The sequence below is a fragment of the Methylobacterium brachythecii genome (genome assembly GCF_014196345.1).
Lineage (GTDB): Bacteria > Pseudomonadota > Alphaproteobacteria > Rhizobiales > Beijerinckiaceae > Methylobacterium > Methylobacterium brachythecii.
Map to the genome: position 1 here is coordinate 698205 of NZ_JACIDN010000003.1, position 23721 is coordinate 721925.

General features: G+C 62.3%; 27 protein-coding genes. 14 read left to right on the top strand and 13 right to left on the bottom strand.

Annotation, left to right across the window (positions count from 1 at the left end):
- Positions 1–235: 235 nt before the first annotated feature.
- On the top strand, positions 236–538 hold the full coding sequence (locus tag GGR33_RS11030; RefSeq protein ID WP_183504898.1) for a hypothetical protein: 303 nt from the start codon (positions 236–238) through the stop codon (positions 536–538).
- Between the two features lie 6 nt (positions 539–544).
- On the opposite strand, the gene GGR33_RS11035 is transcribed toward GGR33_RS11030, so the two are convergent.
- The gene (locus tag GGR33_RS11035; RefSeq protein ID WP_183504900.1) at positions 545–1045 is read right to left on the bottom strand and encodes a YciE/YciF ferroxidase family protein; all 501 of its coding nucleotides are present in this window, start codon (positions 1043–1045) and stop codon (positions 545–547) included.
- A 274-nt stretch (positions 1046–1319) separates the two neighbouring features.
- Here GGR33_RS11035 and GGR33_RS11040 point away from each other — a divergent pair, with 274 nt between their 5' ends.
- Positions 1320–1625, top strand: coding sequence for a hypothetical protein (locus tag GGR33_RS11040; protein WP_183504902.1), 306 nt, complete (start codon positions 1320–1322; stop codon positions 1623–1625).
- A gap of 98 nt (positions 1626–1723) precedes the next feature.
- Entirely contained in the window at positions 1724–2644 is a 921-nt protein-coding gene (locus GGR33_RS11045; RefSeq protein WP_183504904.1) for a PhnA-like protein, read from the top strand.
- A gap of 467 nt (positions 2645–3111) precedes the next feature.
- On the opposite strand, the gene GGR33_RS11050 is transcribed toward GGR33_RS11045, so the two are convergent.
- A complete protein-coding gene (locus tag GGR33_RS11050; protein WP_183504906.1) occupies positions 3112–3645 on the bottom strand; it encodes an SOS response-associated peptidase in 534 nt (177 codons plus the stop codon).
- A gap of 133 nt (positions 3646–3778) precedes the next feature.
- On the opposite strand from GGR33_RS11050, the gene GGR33_RS11055 reads away from it, so the two are divergent.
- Both GGR33_RS11055 and GGR33_RS11060 read left to right on the top strand, forming a co-directional pair.
- Positions 3779–3970: a ribbon-helix-helix domain-containing protein gene (locus GGR33_RS11055; RefSeq protein ID WP_183504908.1), complete on the top strand. Its 192-nt coding sequence runs from the start codon at positions 3779–3781 to the stop codon at positions 3968–3970.
- A complete protein-coding gene (locus tag GGR33_RS11060) occupies positions 3967–4356 on the top strand; it encodes a hypothetical protein (protein WP_183504910.1) in 390 nt (129 codons plus the stop codon). The genes GGR33_RS11055 and GGR33_RS11060 overlap by 4 nt, the downstream gene beginning before the upstream one ends.
- Before the next feature lie 109 nt (positions 4357–4465).
- Here GGR33_RS11060 and GGR33_RS26530 read toward each other — a convergent pair whose 3' ends face one another.
- A complete protein-coding gene (locus tag GGR33_RS26530; protein WP_425488773.1) occupies positions 4466–4660 on the bottom strand; it encodes a DUF6894 family protein in 195 nt (64 codons plus the stop codon).
- Positions 4661–5732: 1072 nt separating this feature from the next.
- Between GGR33_RS26530 and GGR33_RS11065 the strand changes: the two genes are divergently transcribed.
- The 7 genes from GGR33_RS11065 to GGR33_RS11095 all read left to right on the top strand — a co-directional run bounded on the left by GGR33_RS11065 (position 5733) and on the right by GGR33_RS11095 (position 12804).
- On the top strand, positions 5733–6710 hold the full coding sequence (locus GGR33_RS11065; protein WP_246412953.1) for an STAS domain-containing protein: 978 nt from the start codon (positions 5733–5735) through the stop codon (positions 6708–6710).
- Between the two features lie 4 nt (positions 6711–6714).
- Positions 6715–7113 carry an STAS domain-containing protein gene (locus tag GGR33_RS11070; protein WP_183504912.1) on the top strand — a complete coding sequence of 133 codons (399 nt, stop codon included), beginning with the start codon at positions 6715–6717 and terminating at the stop codon, positions 7111–7113.
- Positions 7094–7498: an anti-sigma regulatory factor gene (locus GGR33_RS11075; protein ID WP_183504914.1), complete on the top strand. Its 405-nt coding sequence runs from the start codon at positions 7094–7096 to the stop codon at positions 7496–7498. The genes GGR33_RS11070 and GGR33_RS11075 overlap by 20 nt, the downstream gene beginning before the upstream one ends.
- A gap of 2 nt (positions 7499–7500) precedes the next feature.
- Entirely contained in the window at positions 7501–8505 is a 1005-nt protein-coding gene (locus tag GGR33_RS11080; RefSeq protein WP_183504916.1) for an ATP-binding protein, read from the top strand.
- Positions 8502–10400 carry an ATP-binding protein gene (locus tag GGR33_RS11085; RefSeq protein ID WP_183504918.1) on the top strand — a complete coding sequence of 633 codons (1899 nt, stop codon included), beginning with the start codon at positions 8502–8504 and terminating at the stop codon, positions 10398–10400. Before GGR33_RS11080 ends, GGR33_RS11085 begins: the two co-directional genes overlap by 4 nt.
- A gap of 1110 nt (positions 10401–11510) precedes the next feature.
- Positions 11511–11639, top strand: a complete 129-nt coding sequence (locus GGR33_RS26250; RefSeq protein WP_281381144.1) for a hypothetical protein — start codon at positions 11511–11513, stop codon at positions 11637–11639.
- Positions 11640–11718: 79 nt separating this feature from the next.
- Positions 11719–12804: a molybdopterin-dependent oxidoreductase gene (locus GGR33_RS11095; RefSeq protein WP_183504920.1), complete on the top strand. Its 1086-nt coding sequence runs from the start codon at positions 11719–11721 to the stop codon at positions 12802–12804.
- Here the strand turns inward: GGR33_RS11095 and GGR33_RS26535 are convergent.
- The 9 genes from GGR33_RS26535 to GGR33_RS11135 all read right to left on the bottom strand — a co-directional run bounded on the left by GGR33_RS26535 (position 12759) and on the right by GGR33_RS11135 (position 20928).
- Positions 12759–13340 carry a DUF6894 family protein gene (locus GGR33_RS26535; RefSeq protein WP_425488768.1) on the bottom strand — a complete coding sequence of 194 codons (582 nt, stop codon included), beginning with the start codon at positions 13338–13340 and terminating at the stop codon, positions 12759–12761. The two genes, GGR33_RS11095 and GGR33_RS26535, sit on opposite strands and share 46 nt — an antisense overlap.
- Before the next feature lie 290 nt (positions 13341–13630).
- On the bottom strand, positions 13631–14005 hold the full coding sequence (locus GGR33_RS11100; RefSeq protein WP_183505124.1) for a response regulator: 375 nt from the start codon (positions 14003–14005) through the stop codon (positions 13631–13633).
- Positions 14006–14012: 7 nt separating this feature from the next.
- Positions 14013–16475 carry a GAF domain-containing protein gene (locus GGR33_RS11105; RefSeq protein WP_343068469.1) on the bottom strand — a complete coding sequence of 821 codons (2463 nt, stop codon included), beginning with the start codon at positions 16473–16475 and terminating at the stop codon, positions 14013–14015.
- 872 nt (positions 16476–17347) lie between these two features.
- Positions 17348–17830: a hypothetical protein gene (locus GGR33_RS11110; RefSeq protein ID WP_246412955.1), complete on the bottom strand. Its 483-nt coding sequence runs from the start codon at positions 17828–17830 to the stop codon at positions 17348–17350.
- Between the two features lie 101 nt (positions 17831–17931).
- A complete protein-coding gene (locus GGR33_RS11115; RefSeq protein ID WP_183504924.1) occupies positions 17932–18651 on the bottom strand; it encodes a cytochrome c biogenesis CcdA family protein in 720 nt (239 codons plus the stop codon).
- Between the two features lie 9 nt (positions 18652–18660).
- On the bottom strand, positions 18661–19050 hold the full coding sequence (locus tag GGR33_RS11120; RefSeq protein ID WP_246413024.1) for a thioredoxin family protein: 390 nt from the start codon (positions 19048–19050) through the stop codon (positions 18661–18663).
- Between the two features lie 32 nt (positions 19051–19082).
- Complete coding sequence (locus tag GGR33_RS11125; RefSeq protein ID WP_183504928.1) at positions 19083–19661, bottom strand: rhodanese-like domain-containing protein; 579 nt, start codon at positions 19659–19661, stop codon at positions 19083–19085.
- A gap of 7 nt (positions 19662–19668) precedes the next feature.
- Positions 19669–20490 carry a quinoprotein dehydrogenase-associated SoxYZ-like carrier gene (locus GGR33_RS11130; protein ID WP_183504930.1) on the bottom strand — a complete coding sequence of 274 codons (822 nt, stop codon included), beginning with the start codon at positions 20488–20490 and terminating at the stop codon, positions 19669–19671.
- Positions 20491–20634: 144 nt separating this feature from the next.
- Positions 20635–20928, bottom strand: coding sequence for a pentapeptide repeat-containing protein (locus tag GGR33_RS11135; protein ID WP_183504932.1), 294 nt, complete (start codon positions 20926–20928; stop codon positions 20635–20637).
- Positions 20929–21300: 372 nt separating this feature from the next.
- On the opposite strand from GGR33_RS11135, the gene GGR33_RS11140 reads away from it, so the two are divergent.
- Complete coding sequence (locus GGR33_RS11140) at positions 21301–21975, top strand: Crp/Fnr family transcriptional regulator (RefSeq protein ID WP_183504934.1); 675 nt, start codon at positions 21301–21303, stop codon at positions 21973–21975.
- Positions 21976–22363: 388 nt separating this feature from the next.
- Positions 22364–22681 carry a hypothetical protein gene (locus GGR33_RS11145; protein WP_183504935.1) on the top strand — a complete coding sequence of 106 codons (318 nt, stop codon included), beginning with the start codon at positions 22364–22366 and terminating at the stop codon, positions 22679–22681.
- 233 nt (positions 22682–22914) lie between these two features.
- Here GGR33_RS11145 and GGR33_RS11150 read toward each other — a convergent pair whose 3' ends face one another.
- Entirely contained in the window at positions 22915–23610 is a 696-nt protein-coding gene (locus tag GGR33_RS11150) for a response regulator (RefSeq protein WP_306483932.1), read from the bottom strand.
- Positions 23611–23721 lie beyond the last annotated feature (111 nt).

The window sequence follows — 23721 nt, forward strand, 5'->3', positions numbered from 1 at the left end:
CGAGATGGGCGCGGATCGGCCGACTAAATCTGGCCGGAAGCAGACTGGCTGCTTTCAAGTGTTAGATGCAGGAAGGCAGACCTCTGGCTTGCGATCTTTGAGACGGCAGCTCCGTGAGCCGATAAAGAAAGATCAGCCCTGCACTTCTAATACAGCAACGATGTCGGCAGGACTCGCAACGGTGTTACACACGCCTCCCTACATGGTCACCATCTTGAGCGCTGCCTCGTGAATTATGGCATCCGTCGCAGCAGTGGCATCCCGCGGCCCTGCTCAGAATCCGAAAGGGGCTCTCGATCAACCCCGCAAGGTCGGCCAGGAGCGTGGCGACCAGCCCGGCTATGTGATGCGGACCAGCGCTTTCACGCGCGCCAGCCTCAATCCGTTTGCCACCACTGGAGTTTTGACTGCGGGCCTAGCAGTTGCCGCGGCGCTGATCCTCGCAACGCGTCAAACGATCAGCGTTCAGAAGAACGAAGGCGTCGTCTTTCGTGACCGGAAAAAAAGGGCGTCGCAGCGCGACGCCCTTTCTGCATGACCGCTATCAGGCGCCCTTGCTGTCTTCGACGTTGATCTTCTGGGCGATCTTCGAAAGCAAGGTGTCGGTCTTCTTTTCTTCCTGCAGCGTCTCATCGAGCAGCTTGGCAGCGTCGTTGTAGCCAAGTTGGCTGGCCCAGGTCTTGAGCGTCCCATAGCGGGCGATTTCGTAGTGCTCGACGGCCTGAGCACATGCGGCAAGGACCGCGTCGGCGGCTGGCGTATCGCCGAAGTCCTCAAGATCCTCCTCCATCTCGGAAACGATGCCCTGCATGGCTTCGCAGGTCTTGGCGCGCGCCGGCTTGCCGATGATCTCAAAAACCTGCTGAAGCCTCTCGACCTGGATGGCGCTCTCGTCAGCGTGGGTCTCGAACGCCTGCTTCAGCTCCGCGTGCTGCGCGGCCTTCGCTGACTTTTTCAGCGCTTTCACCGACTGCTTCTCGGCGTAATAGACATCCTTGAGCGTCTCGTAAAAAGCGTCGGGTAGGGTTTTTTCTTTTGTGGCCATAGGGTTCCGCCTCAATTCAATTGGTACACGGTCGTGCTCGAATGTGGCCCACGCCACACCCTCGATGGGGCAAGTACCGCGGCATCGGAACGGTTCATTGCGTGGGACCGGGCGTTATCTGCGGGGACGCCAGTGACGGCCAACAACCCTGTGCCGGCCGCACGGATGGACGTGGAGGAGTCTTAAAACCGATCGCGGGAACCAACCGGTTGCCGGTGGCATTCGCTGCCACACGCGGTCGACGCCAAAGAAACGAACGGGTTGTTGGGCGGATATGGGCGAGCTGATCCGACCGGACTTCGGCCAGGGGCAAGACACAGAAACGGCGGCAAAACACGAGGCGCTGTCGTTCTTCGGACAGGCGGCCGGCTATGCAATCGCGCTGGTTCGCGATGTGGACGAGCGTGGCAACGCGGTGCTGCAGGTCGTCGTGGGACTGGTCGATGGCACCGACGCGCAGGCGGTTGCAACGCTCCCGTCAACGGCGGCCGGCGAAGTCGATGGCACCATGATCGGCACGGCAGTCCTGAAATCGTTCGAACTGATTGAGGCTCACGGCAAGGCGCCTCAAACGCAATAAAACGATCACAAGTTTTCTTTGAAAGAACGATTGCACTTGCCCTGGAAACATCCGCTCAGGGAGGCGTTAGCCGCTCACACGTTTGTGAGGGGACCACTATGGCCGATCTATCCGATACCCACCGGAGTCCGGTAACACCTGCGGAAGATTTGAGAACAATTGCCCTGCATCACATCTCTTGGGGAGCAATTTTTGCCGGCGTCTTTATCGCACTGATCCTGCAATTGATCCTCAACTTGCTGGGCCTGGGCCTTGGTCTCACCAGCATCAGCGCTACGGAAGGCACCAACCCGTCCGCCAGCACGGTCGGCATCGGTGCAGGCCTGTGGTGGGTGATCTCCGGGATCATCGCCGCAGCGGCCGGCGGCTACACCGCCGGTCGCCTGTCCGGTAAGCCAGTCGAGTCCACGGCCGGCTATCATGGTTTGATCTCCTGGGCCGTCACGACCTTTGTGGTGATCTACCTGCTGACCTCGGCACTGGGCGGCTTGGTCGGTGGTGCCTTCAACACGGTGTCGTCGACACTCGGCGGCGCGGCCAATCTGGTCGGCGGCGCGACACAGACGGCGGCTCAGGCAGCTGGCCCGTCCCTCCCAAGCCTGCCCAATCCGTTCTCCGACATCGAGGGCAAGGTGCGCAGCGCCTCGGGTGGTCAGGACCCGGCCGCGCTCAAGGATCAGGCGGTGTCGGCCATCAAGGACGTGCTGACGGGTGATCCCACCCAACAGCAGGCGGCCAAGGAAAAAGCTGCCGACGCGATCGCCAAGGCGCAGGGGATCTCGCCGGACCAGGCCAAGCAGCAGGTCCAGCAGTACCAGGATCAGTATACCAAGGCCGTGGCCGACGCGAAGGAGAAGGGCAAGCAGGCAGCTGAAGCCACGCGCAAGGCTGCAGCGCAGGGTGCCCTCTATGCCGCACTGGCCTTGCTAATTGGTGCAGCCGCCGCGTTCTTCAGCGGTCGCGCTGGGGCAGTAAACCCCACCCTCACGTCCACGCCCGGCGCGATCCGGCGCAGCTGAGTGAGACAGCGAGCAGAGTGGCGGCCAGCCACTCTGCTCATGCCGTGCGACCCTCACTGGAGAGCAGGACGGTTATCAATCCGAAAATCACGGCGGAGCGCATCGGGTCAGGTCTGCGTCCTTGGGCCTGGGTCGCCTATCACCACGACGGTGAATGGTGGGATGGGTCCAGAGCGATGTTCTCGTCGCGCGAAGCGGCGCTCCGCATCGGCACTCAGATCCTGGTCTGGAAAACTCGTGTGACCAGGCGCGTGACTCTGCATTGACGGGATCAGCTCGGATAGCTCGCCTGGCTTGTTGCGCGATTGGCGGCGGTTCGCGCCTTTTCGTCAGCTTCGTCCAGGGCGCGATCGGCGGGTTCTCGCGCTTCATCGACAATACCGGACCTCGGCGTCCGCTGGCGCGCGCAACATCGTCATCGCCTGGGTGGTCACGCTTCCTGCGGCGGCTGCGATCTCCGCAAGCTGCTATGCCGTCACATGGCTGCTCTCGGCCGGCTTTAGGATCTCGGTACCGGCCGAGCCGTCGAGCCAAGCGTCGATCTGCTTGCCGTCGAGGATCACCGGCATGCGGTCGTGATACGGCCCCATCCAATCCGATGGCTCTGTGACGACCATCGTGCAGGACAGCATTTCCTCGCCTTCGGGATCGCGCCAACGGTCCCATAGGCCCGCGATCGCCAATACGGGCGCATCGTCGGCGGCGGTGAAAAGATGGGGCTGCTTGTCACCCTTCTCGCCGGTCCATTCGTAGAAGCCGCTCGCGGGAATGATGCAGCGCCGCTTCTTGAAGGCGTCGCGGAACATGGGCGTCTCGGCGCGGGCGTTGAACGTCGCCGGCACGCTCTTGAGCGGCTTCTTCTTCAACCAAACTGGGACGAGCCCCCAGCGCATCGGAACGATCTCGCGTCCTTCCTCGCCCTTGCGGACTGCCTCCACCGTCGTCGTCGGCGCGATGTTGTAGCGCGCGCGAAGGTTTCGGCGCGGGCCGATGATGCTCATCGCCTCATGGACCTGTGCCCAAGTGGGATATTAGGTAAAGCGTCCGCACATTGGGCCAGTCTTCGCCTGCGGGTTCGTCATGGCCATGGATCATCGGCCAGCCGTCCACGGTTGGATGGCCTGAGGAGAGCCCATGTCCGCAATCACGATCACCCTGACCCCGGAAATCAGCGAGGCGATCGACCGCTTCATCGCCGGGCAGGAGCCGAAACCGAGCCGAGACGAAGCGGTGAACGCGGCACTCGGCGACTGGCTGTCGCAACAAGGCGCGCTGTCGTTCGTCGATTGCCCGCCCGAGATCGAAGCAAAGGGCGAGTGTGAGTGACGCAAGGTCGTCTCTACTGGCAGCATACCTGGCCCGAGGAAGGTCCGGATTTCGTCCTGCAGCGAGAACGCTCCGGAGAACCGGAGACCATCGGCCGGGTCATGCTTCACCGACCGGTCGATGCAAACGTCGACTATTGGATGTGGACTTTGACCTCTCGGGCCGGAGCGGTCGGGATCGAGAAGCCGGTTTTTGAGATGTCAGGATCCTTGGTGACGCAGCGCGGCGCGCGAGATGCTCTGATTGTCGCCTGGCGCCGGGAGGAAGCTTTTCGGCGGGAGGCGCAAAATCATCCGGCCTATCCGGGCCTGTCCTCGTATGCTCGCGAATTCATCGTCAACGGACAACCGCCGGCAGCGAAGTGGGAACGGGAGTTAGGGGACTGAAATCGCGGGCTCTCGCTCAGCTTGCCGCGACAGCAGCGGCGCGGGTTTCGGCACCGCCGGAGACTCTGTGATGTTGAAATCGATCCGGAACAACACGAGGCCGGCATCATCAGTGACTTCGGGACGCCATTCCCCCCTCAAGCTTCACTTCCCGGCCATCCCCGCTAATCAACTCACCCCCCACGCGAAGCGCCATTCTGCGAGCGGCAGCGTAGTCGGGCAACTCGGTGCCGTTCGGATCACGCGCGGTGAGCCCATCATAGATGTGGAAATGAAACCGGGGCGCGCATCGTTCGTCGTTCATAAGGCGACGGCGAAGAATGCCCTCCGTCGCCGACGCCCGAACTTGCCGGCCAGCGATGGCTTTCAATGGGGGAAAAGCTCTGAGGTTCCTGGGTATCGTCGTTGCATAGCGCGAACATGTCTCGGGGCTCCCCTCGCGTCCGTTGCGCTAGAAAAATCCCTGCAGCATGTAGACAGCGCTCCAAGCGATGGCCGCAGCCCAAACGACAGTCACACCAGCTGCGGCGGCCAACAGAATACCGATTGACAAAGAATTCACTCGTTGCCGCCGGTGCTCACAGTGCGCATCATTTGGACATAGCGTCCGACGCTGCCGACGAACATCAGCAGCGCTCCGCACGGTGGGGGTCGAGAAGCGCACGAAAAAGCCCGCCGCGGCGAGCCGGGCGGGTTGAAGCCGTTCATGGACAAACTGTTAGTTCGAGTTGCCGCCACCACCTCCACTACCCTGAGGCACCGCCCGTTCGGGCTGGTTTGCGTTACCAGCCGCCGCTGAGTCCGATTGGAAAGTATCTGCTCCCGTTGAACCGCGCGGCACAGTCACATCGACCTCGCCCCCTGTATTATTTTGTCCACCGATGTTCGCACCAGTGTTCGAAGGAGAATTCGATCCGATCGGCGGGTGTCCTAGGGGAAGCGTGGATTGTGCCATAACGGGCGATGCGAACGCAACGACGCCCGCTAGAGCAAGGCTGAACTTGGTCATGTAAATCCTGACAGATAATGAGCAGGTAGAACCATCGGCAGCCGCCAAATATCCCTGAACTATTCGGGCATTGTGCCGCGGCTCGGCTTAGCACACCAAATGCCCAACGCGATTTCCATTGAGATGGGCTAAACGCGCGATCCGGCTCTGGCCGCGTCATCATTCATGCCGATTCCTAGATCTTGCGGCGCGGATAGCAAAAAGCTTCAGAATGGGATCTGCGCCAGGAGGCCAACGTGGCATCGTCTGCTCGCGCGGCGCGATGATGCGATAGCGCCTTGGAGGGATCAGGAGCCGGCCTCTAGCGGCGTTGCGCGGCGGGTTACATCCCCGCACGGGCGATCCGTTCCGCTGGATCGAACAGGCCATGGACAACTGCCTCGCGCTGACCCGGGGCGCGGCGATGCCGCCTATCGAAGGCGCCCCGGGCAGTCTAAAGGCTTCGAACGAGTACAAGGATAAGCTGATGACGATGGACGGCGCCGAGGTCCTGGCCGGGGCAGTCACCCGGGACGAGACCGCGATTCTGGACGCTTGGCTCGCGGGCCTGCGCGCCGGTGCCTCGCTCCAGAGCGGACGCATCCGCGAGGCCGAGCTCCAGACGCAGGCGAAGAGCGTGCTCGCCCAGTTCAAGGACGCGCTCGCCGAGGGCGGCCCCGACGCGGACGGCGAGGCCTACGCCTCGCTGCGCGAGACCCTTGCAGAGATCTCGCGCTCGCGTGCGATCCAGGGCTTCACCCCTACCGATACCGCTAACTTCGTCTTCGCGCTTAAAGAGCCGATCATCGAAGCGCTCCGGCGTGCGATCGGGTCGGACACACCGGCCCTGGCGGCGGGGATCGTGGCCGCGGGTAAGGTGCTGGACCAGCTCGGACTGCACACCACGGAGGTGTTCCTGGCGAGCCGCGAGGAGGTCATCGGGCGCCAGGGGCAGGAGATCGCCGAGCTGTCGACGCCGGTCGTCCGGCTCTGGGACGGCATCCTCGCTTTGCCGCTGATCGGCACCCTCGACAGCGCCCGAACCGGCGTCGTGATGGAGAACCTGCTCCAGGCCATCGTCGACGAGGAGGCCGAGATCGCCATCATCGACATCACCGGCGTGCCGACGGTCGACACCCTGGTGGCTCAGCATCTTCTAAAAACCGTCGCCGCCGCGCGGCTGATGGGAGCCGATTGCATCGTCTCCGGCATCCGGCCTCAGATCGCCCAGACCATGGTTCATCTCGGGGTCGAGCTAAACGTCGTCTCGAAGGCGACGCTGGCCGACGCCTTCGCCGTCGCCCTCAAGCAGACCGGCCGCAGGGTTGTCCGCCAGCAAGCGGCACCGACCGTCGAGCGGCGCTAAGCCGATGGACCGCATCCCAATCCTCAAGCTCGGTGGCGCGCTGATCGTCACCATCCAGGTCGACATGCACGACCGTCTCGCGCTCGCGCTGGAGGAAGACCTCACGGCGATGATCGCGCGCACCGGCGCGCGAGGCGTCCTCATCGAGATCTCCGCATTGGAAATCGTCGATTCGTTCATCGGCCGCATGCTGGTCAGCATCGCCGCCGTCTCCCGCATGCTGGACGCCGAGACGGTCGTTGCCGGAATGCGGCCGGCGGTCGCCATCACGCTGGTCGAGCTCGGCCTGGAGCTCACCGGTATCAAGACGGCCCTCAACGTCGAGCGTGGGATGGCCCTGGTCCAGGCCCGGCTGTCCGAGGATCACGACCGAGGGAGCGACCTTGAAGGTCTCGAAGACTGAGACCTTGCCCGTACGCTCCGGCGACGACGTCGTCCGCGTCAGGCAGCGGGTGAGGACGCTCGCCGTCGAGATCGGCCTCGGGCTCGTCGACCAAACCAAGATCGTGACCGCGGCGAGCGAACTTGCGCGCAACACCCTCGACTACGGCGGGGGCGGGGACGTCCGCGCGGAGATCGTCCAGGCCGGCATCCGAAAGGGCCTGCGCCTGACTTTCGAGGACCGGGGGCCGGGGATCGCCGACATCGAGCAAGCACTGACCGACCGCTTCACCACGGGACGCGGGATGGGTCTCGGCCTGGGCGGAGCAAAGCGGCTCTCCAACGAATTCCACATCGAGTCGACGCCCGGGACAGGCACGCGCGTGACCATCGCGCGCTGGAAGTAACCATGGACCGGGTCACCGTCACAGAGGCGAGCCAGGTAGCGGAGGCCCGTCGACGCGCCGTCGCCGCGGCGCTGTCCATCGGCTTCGACGAGACGGCGTGCGGCCGCGCGGCCATCGTCGTGACCGAACTCGCTACCAATGTCGTCAAGTACGGCGTGCCCGGCGAGATCCTTGTCGGCATCTACGAAGACGGCACCGGAACGGGTCTGGAGATCCTCGCGCTCGACAAGGGCGCGGGCTTCCCGGATCTTGGCGCGGCTTTGCGGGACGGCCATTCCACGGGCGGGAGCGCCGGCGAGGGTCTCGGCGCGGTGAAACGGCTCTCGAACGCGTTCGACATTGTCTCGCGACCTGGATCGGGGACGGCCGTGCTGGTGCGGCTCTCCGGTGCCCGAGGTGCCCGATCGGATCCGTCGGACGCCTTGCCGGCCTTCAGCGCGGTCACGGTGCCGTTGAAGGGCGAGACCGCCAACGGAGACGCCTACGCCGTCCATGAACGGGTCGATGGCTGGACGGCCATCGTGGCGGACGGGCTCGGCCACGGGCCCGACGCCGCGAAGGCGTCGGAAGAGGCCATGCGGCTGTTCCGCCGCCATCACGACAAGAGCCCCACCGAGATCCTCGTCGCCGTGCATGCGGGGCTGTCGCACACGCGCGGCGGCGCCGTGTCCGTCGCACGCCACGCCAGGGACACCGGAACCCTCACGTTCGCCGGGATCGGAAACGTCGCGGGCGCCGTGGTCTCCGGACCGGTGATCAAGCGCACGGTCAGCCTCGCCGGTACGGCCGGTCACGCGGCCCGCCGCATCCAGGAATTCGAGTATCCGATGCAGTCCCACGACCTGTTCGTGCTCTGCTCGGACGGCATCGCGACCGGATGGCACCTCGACGGCTATCCTGGCTTGGCCGCCGCCCACCCGGCGCTCGTCGCCGGGGTGATCTTCCGCGACTTCGCCCGCGCCCGCGACGACGCCACCGTGCTCGTGGTTCGGGGGGACGCGCCATGAAATGGACGCTGCTAACCAGCCCCATCGAGCACGAGGACGACATCGTCACGGTCCGTCAGCGCGTGCGACGTCTGGCCGAGCGCCTCGGCTTCGCACTCCAGGACCAGACGCGCATCGCCACGGCGGTCTCCGAGATTGCGCGGAATGCCTACGCGTATGCCGGCGGCGGCCGCATAGAGTACGGCCTCGACGAGGCCCACGCCGGCCAGTCTCTGGTGATCCGGGTCAGCGACAGGGGTCCCGGCATCCCCCATCTCGAAGACATCCTGGAGGGTCGCTATCGCTCATCGACCGGCCTCGGCATCGGCATCACCGGCTCGCGCCGCCTCATGGACCGCTTCGAGATCGAGGCCGCGGGAGGCAACGGTACCGTCGTGACCTTCGGCAAAAAGCTCCCGTCGGGAAGCGAAATCTTCAGCGCCAAGAGGCTTGCAGGCCTCGCGGAGGATGTCGCCCGCGCCCGCACCGAAGAGCCGCTCGTCGCACTGCGCGACCAGAACCGCGAGCTGATGCAGAGCCTCGCCGCGCTCGCCGAACGCCAGGAGGAGGCGCAGCGCCTCAACCAGGAGCTTGCCGAAACGAACCGGGGGGTGGTCGCGCTTCACGCTGAGCTGGAGGCCCAGGCCGCGCTGCTGAAGGATGCAGGAGCCCTGCTGGAAACCCAGGTCGCCGCACGAACCGCCGAGCTCGCCGAAGCCAATGCTCGACTCCTCGCGGAGGCGGCCGAGCGTGAACGCATGGAGCGGGACCTGCGGCAGGCGCAGAAGCTCGAAGCAATCGGGCAGCTGACCGGCGGCGTCGCGCACGACTTCAACAACCTGCTGACCGTCATCAAGTCCTCGACCGATCTACTCAAGCGGCCGGACCTCGAACCGGAGCGACACACGCGCTATGTCAAAGCCATCTCCGATACCGTGGACAGGGCTGCCAAACTGACCGGGCAGCTCCTCGCCTTCGCCCGGCGCCAGGCGCTCAAGCCCGAAGTTTTCGCGGTCTGCGACAGTGTTCGCGCGCTTACCGACATGATGGGGACTCTCACAGGGGCCCGCATCCGGATCGAGACGGATCTGCCCAAGAAGACCTGCTATGTCCATGCCGACCAGAACCAGTTCGATACGGCGCTGGTCAACATGGCCATCAACGCGCGCGACGCGATGGATGGCGAGGGGCTTCTTACGATCCGCGTGCGTCCCGCCGAACGCATGCCCAAGGCCGCTTCGGACGATGCCGTCGAGGGGCCCTTCGTCGCGGTGTCGATCAGCGACACGGGCGCCGGCATCCCGCCGGAGCAGGTGCAGCACATCTTCGAACCGTTCTTCACCACCAAGGGCGTCGGCCACGGCACCGGCCTGGGGCTGAGTCAAGTGTTCGGCTTCGCCAAGCAATCAGGCGGCGAGGTCACGGTCGAGAGCGAGGTCGAACGGGGCACCACCTTCACGCTCTTCCTGCCGCGCGTGGCCGAGGAGGAACGCGCCGTCGAGAGCCAGCCGGATGCACTGATGGACGGCCATGGCACTTGCGTGCTCGTGGTCGAGGACAACGCCGAGGTGGGCACCTTCGCGGTACAGACGCTGGCCGACCTCGGTTACGTGACCGTTCTCGCGAGCAGCCCGAAGGAAGCGCTGGACGAGCTGGCGAGAGACGCTGACCGGTTCGACGTGGTGTTCTCGGACGTAGTGATGCCGGGCATGAACGGCGTCGAGCTAGCCCACCGGATCCGCGAGGAGCACCAAGACCTTCCCGTGCTGCTGGCCTCCGGCTACAGCCACGTACTGGCCGAGAACGGCAGCCATGGGTTTGAGCTGCTGCATAAGCCGTACTCGATCGAACAGCTCTCGCGCCTTCTGCGCAAGGTCGAGAACTGGAAGCGCCGCAAGCGCATCCTGGGGGTTTAGCGGGCGACGACAGCGAAGCCCGTCAGTCGAAGGACCAGACGAGCCGCACCGTCGTGAGCGGCAGACCGCAAGATCGGTGACGGCGATATCAGGTAGGCGGTGGACGGCCTCGATCCAAACGTTCTTGAAATAGGCTTTCCGAGTTAGGCCGGTCTTGGCCCGGAAAACGCGCGCGAAGTGGCGCGGAGTCATCCCCGCCCGGACTGTAAAATGGTCCTCGGCCGGGCGGGCGGTTACCCAACGCCGCACCTCCTGCAGGGCAGGTCGGCCGTTCAGGACTGCCCCTTTAGCGGCTGAACTACATCTGCCGCCGCTCCGCTTGAACAACATAACGAACTGGGACGCGACCCACCGTGCGACCTTGGCGTCCAGATCCACTTCTACAAGCGCCAGGGCGAAGAGGAATGCGCCGCTTTAAATCGAGCCATAGCATTGAGAGCGCCCGGCGAGGCCGCCGAGCCCCGCCATTCCATCATTGGCTTGCCAGAGCCTATGTCCGTTTCAGAGCAGGTAATCGACATGCCGGAACGACCGGGTTGGGCGCGATGTTGCCGAGTTAGGGGCCTAACCTACGTCCGCTCTCGGGAGCCGCGGGGCCGCGTATGCGACTGCGTTGGGTCGAAAGTTGCCGGAGCGGCGACGTCTGCTTCCTCGCCTCGGGCGGTCCAAAGCGGCCAGTCAGCTATCGGCCAGTGCTTGCCGAAGGTCGAATGTCCGCTTTTTTGATGTTCGTGACTGAAAGCGGACAGGCGGGAATACACCCATCTCGGTCATCGACCGGTCGGTGTTCATGTCCGCTTTCGAGCAAATGGTCGCCTACTGAGAACGACTGGATTGGGCGCAAAGCGGCCGGCATGATTTGGCCGATAACGGACTGACGGCTTCGGGCTGCCCGAGGATCTGAAGCAGACGTCGGCGTTCCAGCGGGTGTCGACCCAACCCGGTCGTCCACACTTGGCCGCGCGAGTCCTGAAAGCGGACGGAGGTTCTGCAGTAACCCCGGTAGCAGTGCGCCCATCCTGGTCATTTGGAGCTGCAATCTTTGTCCTCCGAAGCGGACATCACGGTTACCCTGTGGCTTCGGTAAAGGTCGTCGCCACGGTGACAGGCATGAACGAACCGCGCTTCGCGACCGCGTTCTCGATCGACAACGCCCGCGCGTACGGCCTCAACCGCGACCTCAGCGTCGCCGTGACGGATCGCGCGATGAAGGCATTGGTCTTGACGATGAAGCCCTGAGTCGTCGCGCGCCGGGTGACTTCTCGGCTCCTGGCGCGTTCTCGATGTCGACACGTCACGAACGTAGGACAAAGACCCCATGCTCGGCCTGTTCCAGCGCAAGGAACGCCTCATCGTCCACGGCGAGGCGCCCTACAACGCCGAGCCGCCGCTCGATCGCCTGCGGGCGGCCTTCCTAACGGATCAGGCCGATTTCTACGTCCGCAGCCACGGCGACATCCCGGACATCGACGCCGACGACTACCGGCTGACCGTCGGCGGGATTGTCGCCACGCCGCTCGAACTGTCGCTGGCCGATCTAAAGGCGCGTTTCCCGCACGTCACCGTCACCGCAGTGATGCAATGCGCCGGCAACCGCCGGGCCGACATGTTCGCGGTGGGACCGGTCTCCGGCGACCCCTGGGCGCCCGGCGCCATCGGAAACGCAGAATGGACCGGGGTGCGGCTCGCCGACGTGTTGCAGGCCGCTGGAATTGGGGCTGGCGAAGAGCGTCATGTCGCTTTCGAGAGCCACGACCGAATCGCGGAGTCCGACACGCGCTTCGGCATTTCGATTCCACTGGCCAAGGCGCTCGCCCCCGAGACGTTGCTCGCCTTCGTGATGAACGGCGAGGTGCTTGCCCCCGAGCACGGTTTCCCCATGCGTGTCGTGGTGCCGGGATTTGCCGGCATCCGCAGTCCGAAGTGGCTTGCCCGCATCACGGTGCAGGACCAGCCCTCCGACAATCCGATGCAAGCTGACGACTACAAGTTGTTTCCGCCCGACGTGACGGCCGAGACCGCCGACCCGGCCACCGGCCACACCATCGAGGCAATGCCGCTTAACAGCGCGATTTGCGTACCCGCACGGGGCGCCGCGCTCAAGATCGGAAGCAACCAGGTCCGCGGCTACGCCGTTGCCAGCGACCGTACCGTCGCCCGGGTCGACGTCTCGCCCGATGGCGGGCGCAGCTGGACCCAAGCCCGGATAGAGCACGACAAACACGCCCCCTTCGCCTGGACCTTCTGGGAGATCGACCTCGATCTCGGCGTGGGCGAGCACGAACTCGCGGTGCGCGCCTGGGACTCCGCGGGCCAGACCCAGCCCGCAGCTCCCGACGACACCTGGAACTACAAGGGCTATCTCAGTGCAGCCTGGCACCGGGTGCGAGTCACCGTCGCATGAGATGCAGGCTCAGTACTTAGGTCCAGAGCAGAGCAACCGCGGCGAAGCATAAGATCGCGATAAGTAGGATGGGGATGTCGACGGTCATAACACGCGGCATCATCGGGATTCCAGCCTGGGCGAGGCGCGTGCGAATGGCCCGCTCGCGCCAGGCCGCTCCAGCAAACGAGGCCAGCGCGCATACGATCAGTGATATGCCCGCTTGCGCTGAGGTTGGCGGTGTCGCCAGCATGTGTCGCGATGAGACTGCGCGCGTGGTCCCGGGCCGTCTCGTGATCGGCGAAGTCCAGGCGCACATCGTGCGTGACGTCTATTCCGTCGTGGACGTAAAAAAAGTATTTAGGCATTGAAAGGGCCTTAGTGCTCATCAAGCGCAGCGCGGCGAAGCCCACGTTTGATGCACTCAGCCTAGTATTATCCAATTGCGCGCAATCCTCCGTGCTGGGGATGTTCGTCGGCCTGAGAGGAACCATCCGTCTCCGTGAAGGTATTCGTCCAAGCGCAAGGCACTGCGCAGAAAGGTATAGCCTTCCCATTGGAGGTATTGTGACACGCTACATTTTTGACGTGCATGATGATGGGCCGGCCAATTGGGGCGAGGAGACTCTAGAAGGGGCCGATCCTCAAGAGATAGAGCGTCGCGCCCGCGAACTGATCCAAGAAACCCAAGCTCGGCAGCTTGCGCGTGGCTCGGCAAAACTCCTGACAACGGTGTTCGTACACCAGGTAGGAAACGGGATCGTTCTGATGGCCTACGGACGGGAAGGTGATGACGTTCGTATCCGTTGGACACCGAGTGGGTGTTGATGAAGATTTACCAGAGTGCCTAAGCCGCCAAGGTCTGGATTGCCGCGATAATCATACGCCGATCGAACGGCTTACCGAGCATGATGCCACGCGCTGGTATCTGCGCCTTGTCCCATGGCTGCGAGGAGATCATTAACAGCTCGATCGGCGGCCAGCGGTCCCGGATCGCCAGAGCGAACTTCATGCCGGCGGTCGAGCCGCGCATGTCGAGATCAGTGAACACTGTCCGGATATCGGTGCGCTCTTCCAAAATGCAGATTGCCTCGGAAACGCTGGTCGCCTCGACGGCCTCGCAGCCGGCCTCCTCGACGTACCCGACGAGGTTCATCATCAAGATCGGATCATCCTCAACGATGAGCACTAGCGAGGGATTGGGTCGCTGAGACGGGGTCATGAAAGTTTTAGTGCGATTGTACGAGGATGTCGGAGAGAGGGGCACGGAACTCGGCCAGCAACCCCTTCGGATCGTAACGAAGGATGGCGTTGCGTGTTCCAAGGAGCCCCATGCGGATCAGCCGGGAGCCAAAACCGCCGCGACCGTTGGGCTCCGTCACGCTCGGACCACCATGCTCGGCCCAGCCAAGCACAAATGCCGGAGCCCCGGTCTCGACGGTCCTCCAACTGATCTCCACCTTACCGGCACGCGTCGAGAGCGCGCCGTACTTAAGTGCGTTGGTGGCCAGCTCATGCAGCAGCATCGTCAGTGAAAGCGCAGCTTGCGGCGAAATGTTCATGTCCGGCCCATCAAGGGCGAAGCGGTCCAGGTCGGCCTGCACGGCAAGCACGCTTTCCATCACGGCTCGCATTTGAGCAGCGGACCAGCTCTTCTGCAGCAGCACATCGTGGGCACGCGATAGCGCCAGCACGCGCTGATCGAACACCTGCACCAAGTCCCTTTCGGTCACGCCGCGCAGCGTCTGCGTGGCAATCGACTGCACAATGGCGAGAGTGTTCTTGAGCCGGTGCGCCAACTCGGCGTTGAGGATGGTTTGCAATTCTTCGGATCGCACACGTGCAACACCGGCCTCTAGCCGGTCGGCGACGCTGCGCAGGAACCCCAACTCCTCGGGCGTCCACACCCGTGGCTTGACGTCGTGAACGATGAACACCGCAACAGTGCGCCCACGTTCGCGCACCGGCATATGGAGGAAAGAATTGATACCAAATCCCTGCCACGTAGAGGCGTTCTTCCTCGTTCGTGCGTCTCTGGCCACGTCGTTGACGACCAGCGGCTCACCACGTCGCAGGGGTGCACGTAAATTGCCAAAATCATCGTAGCGGTGGCGACCGGCAACGCTGCTCTGGCCGGGCGCAGCCCAATCCGCTTCGATGTTGACGAACTCCACCTCACCCTCGATCCGGCCAAAACCGGCGCGGCTTGTGCCGAGGGTAAGGCCGACGACCTCGGCGACGGCAGCCGTCATCTCGGGGATTGTGGTCAGATTGCTGAGCTTGTCGCCGATCGCCAGCATCCCGGTCCGCCGGTTTTCAGCTGCAACGCGCGATGTGACCTCCAGGAAAATCACCCCGAAGCGATCACCCTCCAGTTTGAAGGCGTGCCCTTCATACCAGCGGCTGACTGTCGCCACTTCACGCGTGAAGGTCTTTGGCTGGCCGGTTTCGACAACGTCGGCAAACTCGTTGACCCATGCATCCTCGATGCCGGGAAGAACCTCGCGGATCGTTCGGCCGATCGCCGTTGTCGGATCGATGCCAAGCAGTTCCCCGCAAGCTGGATTGACCTCGATATTGCGCCAGTCGGTGATCCGGCCGTCTGCATTGCGAACCACCTCCCCGACGATGAAACCTTCGTTCAGCCGGTCAAAGAGGCGACGCCAGTAGACGTCTTTGGCCCTGGCCTCGGAGCGCGCTGCCGCCTCGGTGATGCCGGCAGTTGCTGCGCCGGCAAACAGGACAATCTGGTCCAGGTCGCGCTCATCGAAGCAGAACGGCTTGACCGATTGCAGCTTGAGAACCCCGAGCACGGTTTCGCCGCGGAGGATTGGCGCGAACACTGCCGAGCCGAGCTGGATTGTGCCGATTAACCCACGCTGGACGTAGGGGTCACTGGTTGCATCCAGCATCAAGTATGAGCGCCGACTGGTCGCACAGTACCCCGCCGCGCTGCCATCAAGCGGCAATCGCAAGCCCTTGTGCTCTCCCAGCGTGCCTTGCACGACACGGTACTCCAGTTCCTTGCCGTCCAGCAGCTCGATCGCGCCCCCTTCGGCAGACGGTACCGCCTGCATCGCTCCAGCGACGACGGCGTGCAGGATCGTCTCCAAATCACTCTCGGCGGTCGCGACCACCGCCTGCATATCGCGCAGCGCCTCGCGGGCACGAAAGGCCTGCGCCTCCGTTTCCCGCAGAACATCACGGGCCCTCACGGCACGGCGCAGCTCCAACTGATTCAGCACCTGTTCGGCCAACAGCTTGAGGCACTGGTGCTGAGTCTCGGTCAGCCCTGCAGGCCGGGAAACCTTATCGATCACGCACAGGGTGCCGAGCACCATCCCGCTTGGAGTGCGCAAGGGGGCGCCCGCATAAAAGCGGATGTGCGGCTCGCCGGTCACCAGCGGGTTTTGCGCCGTACGCGGATCGGTCGTCAGGTCTGGGATAACGAGCAGCTCGTCAGGCTGGGCCAATGCATGGGCGCAGACGGAGCTGTTGAGGTTGGTTTCGCAGGGTGGAAAGCCGATCCGCGCCTTGAACCACTGCCGGTCCTCAGCCACCAGGCTGACCAATGCCACCGGTACATCGCAGAGCTGGCAGGCCAGCTGCACGATGCCATCGAAACCAGGCTCGGCCGGCGTATCCAGAATGCCGTAGTTCGCCAGTGCTTTAAGCCTGGCTTTGTCGGTCACGGCAGATGGAATAGGCGTGCTAGGCATCGTTTTGCCGGTGTGTGCCTGTGGCACATACTCCAAACCACGCCACGTCGTCAGCATCTTAAGTTGTTCGTGCCCCCGTTCTACGCTGGATTGTACCACAGATTCGGAATTTTCACGCAGGGCCAATTCAGTATGGGAGCAGTCGCGGTTAGTCTTGAGCCGCAGAAATTAAGCTTCGAAATCACGACTGATGGATTACCAATTCTGACAGTGCTACTGCGTAGGCGGCCCTTCCATCAAGGCAACCACGCGTGTGATTTCGTCAAGGCTCGCCTCAATCGACTTTGCGTGTTGGGAGATAAAGGCGGCATCTGACAAGGCGATGGGATCGTCGGGCCAGCTTGGACCTTCGTTCAAATGCTTCAATAGGACATCGAGCCGTCTGAGCTGGTGTCCTAACGCTTCTCTTGCCGCTCGGCATGCATCATCCGGCATCATTGCCTCCTGACGAAAGAGGTCTGGCTTGGCGTTTTAATACAAAAAAAAGGCTATAGCTCAATGGGCCATTCGGACTTCTTCAGCGGGTATTGTCTCGCGCTCACGGCCTCGGCCCGTCCCTCATAAGACGCTCATACGCTTCGTGGCTGAGCGCTACAGACGACAACTCATTGATCGCAAAGTGGCCTGTCGGCCGATTACATCTCTTGAGTTTCGAGCGATGCCCGCAATGCGGTGCGGCCGTGGCGGCTAGATCCGCTATCGAAGGTGGGAACCATAAAGCGGCCATTCTGCTTTCGGCCAGATTGAGCCTGCAGCTTCGCGCCCATTCCAGTCGTCCAGGGCTAAGGAGCGCGGGCTCGAAAGCAGACGTGATCGCGTTGGAAACGAAGAAAGCTCGCCTCCAATCAATGGATGATCAGAGTCTCTATCCACCGAGTCCGAGGCTCGATGTCCGTGCGCGCGTCGGGTCCGAAGGGGGGCGTGTTGGGCTCATTCGGCGGAGCGGCGATATCGTTAAGGTCGACCGACTTCGGCGTGCCGATGATGCCCGCGTCGGTGAGCTTCATTGCGTAGTATAGGCCGTTCGAGAGCTTGGCTCCGTAGTCGGCCGGCACCTTGAAGAAAAAGATCAAGCCGTGTTCGAGCCAGGAGAGATCGGACGCGCTCACGGTTCTTGGGTTCCCGTACGGGTAGGGCACATGGCACTGCAGCTCCGGTCCCTCCAGGCATTTGAACTCCCGCATCGACAGGAAGTGGTCCCGGAATTCCTTTAGGTCGAGAGCAAGCGCGAACGTCATCTTCTCGCTGTCGGGTTTGAAGGTCACGGTACCGATGGGGATGGTGCCGCCGTCGCGCGTGCGAAGCTCGACTTGCTTCTTGCCCTGCATTTTCCAAGCCGAGGCCCCGGCTGGTGCCAGGGCGGCCAGCGCCGCGAGCAAAGGGCCGCCTAGGCGAGCGAAGGTAGATTTCGGCATTGTGGTGCGAGGCCTCAGAACCGGGTCGTCAGATTGGTGATCCATTCAGGCGAGGCATTCACTAGCAATGTCTCCAGGGCCTTGTCGTAGCCGGAGAGAATCGCGCCCCCGCTCACGACCAGGATCAGGCCGAGTGCCGCCTTCAGGCCTTTGCCGGCGCTCATCATCCGGTCGCGCCAACGCATCAGAACCTCGCGCGACAGGGTGCCGAGCAGGAGCAGCGGCAGCGCCGCCCCTAAGCCGAAGAGGAACATGGTCAGAGCCACGGCGCCGAGGTTCTTGCCCTGGGACGCCATGAGCGACGCAGCACCGAGCGTCGGGCCGACGCAGGGGCTCCAGACCGCCCCAAGCAGAAGGCCTACGCCGAACTGGCCGAGCAGACCCGCCGTCGAGAACCCGCCGAAGTGGTTTTCGGTCCAATTGCTCATCGGACCAGCCGCCACGGCCAGCCGCGTCTGCGCCGCCGGCACCATCAGGACGAGGCCGATCAGCACCAGCAGGATCGCGGCAACGGTCCGAAAAATATCGGTGTCGAGGCCTATGGCGAAGCCTACCGTGGCGACGAACAGACCGATTGCCACGAAAGACAGCGCCAGCCCGGCCGCCAGTGCCGCCGGCCCAAGGCGGTGTTCCGATGCCGCCGCACCGAGCACCAACGGCAAGAGCGGCAGCACGCAGGGCGAAAGCACGGAAAGGACGCCGGCGAGGAAGGCCAGGCTGAGGGTGGTGAGCATGGTCGGGTCTCAGAGTGCCTTTTCCACCAGCCCCTCAATCCATTCCGGCTGCGTCTCGCCGATGGATCGGCCGACCTCCTTCTCGCCCTTGAATGCGATCAGCGTGCTCTGCATGCGAGCGTTCAGGGTCTTCAGGGCGGGTTTCTGGCTGTCGAAGTCGACGTCGAAGACCTGAAGGTCTTTGAATCTTGGGTCCATGCCAAGCTTCGAGAGGATCGGCTTCTGCGTCTTGCAGATCGGGCACCAGGGCGCACTAATCTCCACGAGGATCGGCTTGCCGGCCTTCTGCGCGGCCGCGAGGGCCTCTGGTGTGTACGGCACGAAGTCCGCCGCCTGGGCGACAGGAATCCCGAGCGTCGCCATGGCGCCAAGAGCGAGGAGGGAGCGACGGATCATCAGGTTCAGCCTTTCGGATGGATGGGCGGTGGTCGTCACTGGCCGGCGGTGGCCGGCTGTCGTGCGGTCCATTGCTTGTCCGGTCGCGACACCGCGGTGTCGTGGCCGTCCTGCCAGCCGTCGATGCCCTCCGGAAACCAGTGGACCTGCCGGTAGCCCAACTCGACGAGGCGCTTGCCCAGGTTCCAGCTACCCCAGCAATCCGGATGGCAGTAGGTCACCACGGGGCGATCGAGGTCACCACCGGTCAAGTCGGCGACCCGCGCCTTCACAGCCTCCTGAGCGGCCATGTCGAGGTTGCCGTCACCGGATCCCGGCAGCCAGGTGCTGCCGGGGATGTTGCGGTGGATCGGAAACCAGAGGCCGCCCGGCGGCAGGCCCGCCGGCTTGCGGTCGAGGTCGGACACGTCGAGGAGCACAGGCTTGCGCTCCGCGACCAGCTTGGCCAGCGCAGCGGCGTCGACCACCGTCGCGCTCTTCAGGGTCGGCGGGGTGTAGCCGTGCAGGGCACCCTGCCAGTAGCCCTCCGGCTCCTGCACCCCGACGGGGGAATCGGCGGGTGCCGCCGCGATCAGGAAGACGGCGGCCGCAGCGGCGAGGGTAAGGCGATACATGCCCGCCTCAGTTGCTCGCCGCACGCACCGGGAAGCTCTGCTCCCAGTGACCGCCCTGGTTATCGGAGGCGGTGACCTTCATCGGGCCGCTGCCCTCGGGCAGGTATGCGAAGTTGATGACCGGGTTCGAGGAGATCGAGATGTCCCCGTCCATCGTGAAGACGCTCTTGTCGCCGTAACTTACCGTGATCTTCTGGATGTAGCGGGCCGGCGTATAGTCACGGGAGACCTGGTTCATCTGCATGCCTGAGAAGTTCGGGTGGCGGATCATCAGGGTCGCCTGGACGGGCTTACCGGAATGGGTCTCGCCGAACTTCATGCGCATGTCGCCCATGCCTTGCATGGCCTCCTCGTCGCTCATGCCCATCGGGGCCGAGCAGCCGCCGGACGCCTTCACGTACTCGGTCGATTCGACGAACGAGCCGTCCTTCATCTGCGCGACCGCATGTACGTCGGTGTAGTTGTTGACACGTACCCGCAGCTTGAGTTCGCCCGGGTCGGCGGCAGGGCCGAAGACGAAATGGGCGGCGTAGGGCGTCGGATTGTCGTCGATGATGAGTGACAGCTCCGCGATCTTGTCCTTATCCGCCGCGGTCAGGGTGATCGGCACCAGGGAGGCATCCTCCGCACGCTTCGGCGCCTCGATCTTCACGGCCGCGCCGCCCGGCTGGATCGTCTTGCCTGGGAAGATCTGCTGCTTGATCTCGCTCCAACGCTCGGCGCGTTGAGCCTCGCTGTCACCGGCCGCAGCGTGGGCATATCCGATGGAGATGACACTGGTGAGGGCAAGTCCCGAAAGAAGGACGGATGTCGGGCGCGCTACTCTCATGGCGTTCTCTCCCAAATTTGTTTGACGGGCCCGTCGTGTGCAGGCCTCCTTGAGCCTAGGCATAGATTGCGTCGGGCCGTGAGTCTGTGACCTGAGTCACCAAAGCCCAGCGACGCACTCGATTTCGGGAAATCGGGAAGAGATTTAGCTTCCTCCGTCGGTAATGGCCCGGTCGACGTCGACGAGGCCCGACCAGTCCTTGGTACTGTCTCGGCCCTTGATTCGCTGGAGCTCCGCGCCGGTGACGTCGAAGCCTTTGAGGTTCGCCCCAGCAATCGTGGCACACATGAGATCGGCTCCCGAGGCATTCGCGGCGGTGAGCACGGCGTCGGTCAGGTCGGCGCTCTTTAGGTTTGCGTCGTCGAGCTTGGCGTGGCTGAGGCCGGCACGCTTCAGTCCGGATCCTTCAAGGTTCACGTTTGTGAACACCGTGCCCATCAGGTCCCTGGACTGGTTCTTCAGGTCGGCGTTGCCATTGAGATCCGTGAGGGTCGCGCCGCTCAGGTTGGCGCAAGTCTGCGCCGAGCAACATGTCCTCAGCTGCTAAGGCCGGATCGACGGTAGCCCCAGCATTGCGGTTAGCACGAAGAGGGTACGCGTGCGCATGGCGTGACTCCCGACGTTGCCGGGATGCCGTGATGACTTTCGTCGTCGAACCGGATCCCGGCTTATGGATGACGGACAGAAATGATATGCCGACGATGCCGTCCAAGTCGGTGACCTAGGTCACAAAGACCAAGGAGGGTGGGAGAAACTTCCGAGAATGACCGGACGATCCCGTATCGTACCGGCGACAGGCGGACGCCAAGCATGCCGGAACCCCATCAGATCGAGCGATGGATCGAGCGCTTTCCCTTGCTCAAGAACTTTTCCGCCTCGCACCTGCAGATTGCGCGGGGAATGGTGCATTTCCCGGTTCTAGAGGCCGGTGCCGTCGCGTACGAACTCGACGGGGCCTGTGCGAATTACCTCATGTGCATCGACGGCCGGACCCGCGTCTTTCGGATGTCTGAGGCCGGCCGCGAAGTGCTGATCTACAAGGTCAGTGCTGGCGGAACTTGTGTCCTGACCACTCAGTGTCTTTTGGCGGGCGGCGGTTTCCCCGCCGAGAGCATCGCAGAGGAGCGGACAGAGTTAGCCGCCATTCCGACCGAGACGTTCAAGCAGCTCATGGCCGAGAGTCCTGAATTCCGGGCTTTTGTACTGGACGACTACACAAAGCTTATGGCGAGCATGTTCACGCTGATCGAGGAGGTCGTATTCGCGCCTCTAGAACAAAGGCTCGCCCGACGCCTGCTGGCGGAGGTCGACCGACACGACGTCGTTCATACGACGCATCAGCAGCTCGCCTCCGACGTCGGCAGTGTGCGCGAGGTTGTCAGCCGCATCCTCGGACAATGGGCGGAAAATGGGCTGGTCGTGATCAGACGCGGGCAGATCGAGTTGGCCGACCGTGCCGGCCTAGCGTCCATCCGCTTGCATTGAACGTCGGTCCGCTTCGAGCTGCCAGACAGATCGAAAACTATCGCGAGAAACAGCCGGATCTTATTTCGCGCGAAGTTCTGGGGATCTCGGTGGCCCTGTCGATATTGCGGTGGCGGGGGAAATTGAGCCACATCGGCGTGGGCAAGCATAAACGTCGAATTTGCCGGTGAAGTTGCTCGAAAGCGGTCATTCGCTTTCGGCCATCTTCCGCCGAACGTCGAATGGCCGCTTTCCTCGGATCCATTGCGCAAAGCGGACCAGCCGCAACCCACCCTGATCAGCCACGCTGCTTCCGACCCAACCCCGTCATTTACGGAAGCCGGTACATTGCCCGAAAGCGGACGCTCGCTCGATTTGTCGACCTGAACAACGCTCGTCGATTTGTAGGATGCCCTGCAACACCCTATGGCAGAAGCGTCGCTGGCTGAAAATCTTCAGGCGTCTGCGCCGGAGAGACGCCAGTGCTTCCGCCTTCCTTCAAGGAAGCGCGTTGTCTCAATATTTCTTTGATCTTCGCAGCTGTACTCTCTCGCGTGACTACGAGATCGGCTCAGAGTGCGACGACCTCGACGCAATTGGAGACCGAACCCAGCTCCCAAACAACAGTAAATTGGCCTATGTGCCCGAGGAATTCTTGTCTGAGTTTGGAGACGAAAAATCAGCGGACGATGTCGCCAAGGCAGCTGCTTGGGTTGCCAATGCCTGAACTCTGGCATCTCCGGCTATCTGTGCGGCCTCACGATCGGCATACGAGGTCAAACTGTGCTCGGAGTGTCCACCCGCGCCGGCAGCTACTATCCAGCGGAAGCGGTGTTTATCGAATGGGCAACGCTCGACGTGGGTCTGGAAAGTCAGAGTCCGTCGCTGCATCATGTGAGCATCATGCTTTTTGCCCTTGTCGACTTAGTTCGCGTCAATCGAGTTCGAAAGGTTTGCTAGTCACGCGATCTTTACCGCGAGTGCATCCTCTTGGATTGGCCTACCAAGCCAACCATTGAAAATAGCATATTGCACAAGCTTAGCTCTACTGTAGATTTCTAGTTTTTCACTTGCTCTTCTTTTATGAGTATCAATCGTATTTGCCGTCACTCCCAAACTTAAAGCAACATTTTTATTGGTTAGACCAAGAGATATCATTCGCAATACTACAGTCTCGCGCTCTGATAAAGTCGGAGATTTTATATTATTTTTTATTGAGCTGTCTTGAACGTTGTCAGTCGAGCTTGAATTTGCTGAGAATGAAGTGCCAGCATATATTTTACCGCGAGACACAGTCGATATTGCGTTGCAATATTCATTCTTTGCTGCATTTCTAAGGATATGACCTTTAACGCCAGATTTTAAAATACTTGCTACGTAGTGATCCTGGCGGTATTCACTGACAGCGACTATCGAAATATTTGGGGCGCCTATTTTTATTTGATTGAGGGTCGCAAGACCTCTCATTCCAGGCATCGAAAAATCAAGTATCACTATATCTGGATTAATTTCTAGAATAGTTCCATATGCACCCACATAAGATGCAATCTCTCCTACAATTTGCAAACCATACATCGTATCTATCAGACACCGTAAGCCTAAGATAAATGAAGGATGCCTGTCAGCAATTATAATCTTGGTAATATAATCTGCTATTGGATTACTCCTTTATCTCGACTGCCGATTTTATATCGGGGTGTTTTGTGATTGTCAAAATATCTTATTTATCAAATTATTGAATACAGAAAACCGACCAAATAAAAATTG

Coding starts and splice junctions, on each gene's coding strand:
- GGR33_RS11125 (WP_183504928.1), bottom strand. CDS start 19,661: ATGTATCGCCTTACCCTCGCCGCTGCGGCCGCCGTCTTCCTGATCGCG.
- GGR33_RS26250 (WP_281381144.1), top strand. CDS start 11,511: ATGAACGAACCGCGCTTCGCGACCGCGTTCTCGATCGACAACGCCCGC.
- GGR33_RS11070 (WP_183504912.1), top strand. CDS start 6,715: ATGGACCGCATCCCAATCCTCAAGCTCGGTGGCGCGCTGATCGTCACC.
- GGR33_RS11145 (WP_183504935.1), top strand. CDS start 22,364: ATGCCCTGCAACACCCTATGGCAGAAGCGTCGCTGGCTGAAAATCTTC.
- GGR33_RS11045 (WP_183504904.1), top strand. CDS start 1,724: ATGGCCGATCTATCCGATACCCACCGGAGTCCGGTAACACCTGCGGAA.
- GGR33_RS11100 (WP_183505124.1), bottom strand. CDS start 14,005: ATGACCCCGTCTCAGCGACCCAATCCCTCGCTAGTGCTCATCGTTGAG.
- GGR33_RS11080 (WP_183504916.1), top strand. CDS start 7,501: ATGGACCGGGTCACCGTCACAGAGGCGAGCCAGGTAGCGGAGGCCCGT.
- GGR33_RS11095 (WP_183504920.1), top strand. CDS start 11,719: ATGCTCGGCCTGTTCCAGCGCAAGGAACGCCTCATCGTCCACGGCGAG.
- GGR33_RS11055 (WP_183504908.1), top strand. CDS start 3,779: ATGTCCGCAATCACGATCACCCTGACCCCGGAAATCAGCGAGGCGATC.
- GGR33_RS26535 (WP_425488768.1), bottom strand. CDS start 13,340: ATGGGAAGGCTATACCTTTCTGCGCAGTGCCTTGCGCTTGGACGAATA.
- GGR33_RS11065 (WP_246412953.1), top strand. CDS start 5,733: ATGGACAACTGCCTCGCGCTGACCCGGGGCGCGGCGATGCCGCCTATC.
- GGR33_RS11115 (WP_183504924.1), bottom strand. CDS start 18,651: ATGCTCACCACCCTCAGCCTGGCCTTCCTCGCCGGCGTCCTTTCCGTG.
- GGR33_RS11050 (WP_183504906.1), bottom strand. CDS start 3,645: ATGAGCATCATCGGCCCGCGCCGAAACCTTCGCGCGCGCTACAACATC.
- GGR33_RS11110 (WP_246412955.1), bottom strand. CDS start 17,830: ATGCAGGGCAAGAAGCAAGTCGAGCTTCGCACGCGCGACGGCGGCACC.
- GGR33_RS11140 (WP_183504934.1), top strand. CDS start 21,301: ATGCCGGAACCCCATCAGATCGAGCGATGGATCGAGCGCTTTCCCTTG.
- GGR33_RS11035 (WP_183504900.1), bottom strand. CDS start 1,045: ATGGCCACAAAAGAAAAAACCCTACCCGACGCTTTTTACGAGACGCTC.
- GGR33_RS11040 (WP_183504902.1), top strand. CDS start 1,320: ATGGGCGAGCTGATCCGACCGGACTTCGGCCAGGGGCAAGACACAGAA.
- GGR33_RS26530 (WP_425488773.1), bottom strand. CDS start 4,660: ATGAACGACGAACGATGCGCGCCCCGGTTTCATTTCCACATCTATGAT.
- GGR33_RS11030 (WP_183504898.1), top strand. CDS start 236: ATGGCATCCGTCGCAGCAGTGGCATCCCGCGGCCCTGCTCAGAATCCG.
- GGR33_RS11085 (WP_183504918.1), top strand. CDS start 8,502: ATGAAATGGACGCTGCTAACCAGCCCCATCGAGCACGAGGACGACATC.
- GGR33_RS11135 (WP_183504932.1), bottom strand. CDS start 20,928: ATGGGCACGGTGTTCACAAACGTGAACCTTGAAGGATCCGGACTGAAG.
- GGR33_RS11130 (WP_183504930.1), bottom strand. CDS start 20,490: ATGAGAGTAGCGCGCCCGACATCCGTCCTTCTTTCGGGACTTGCCCTC.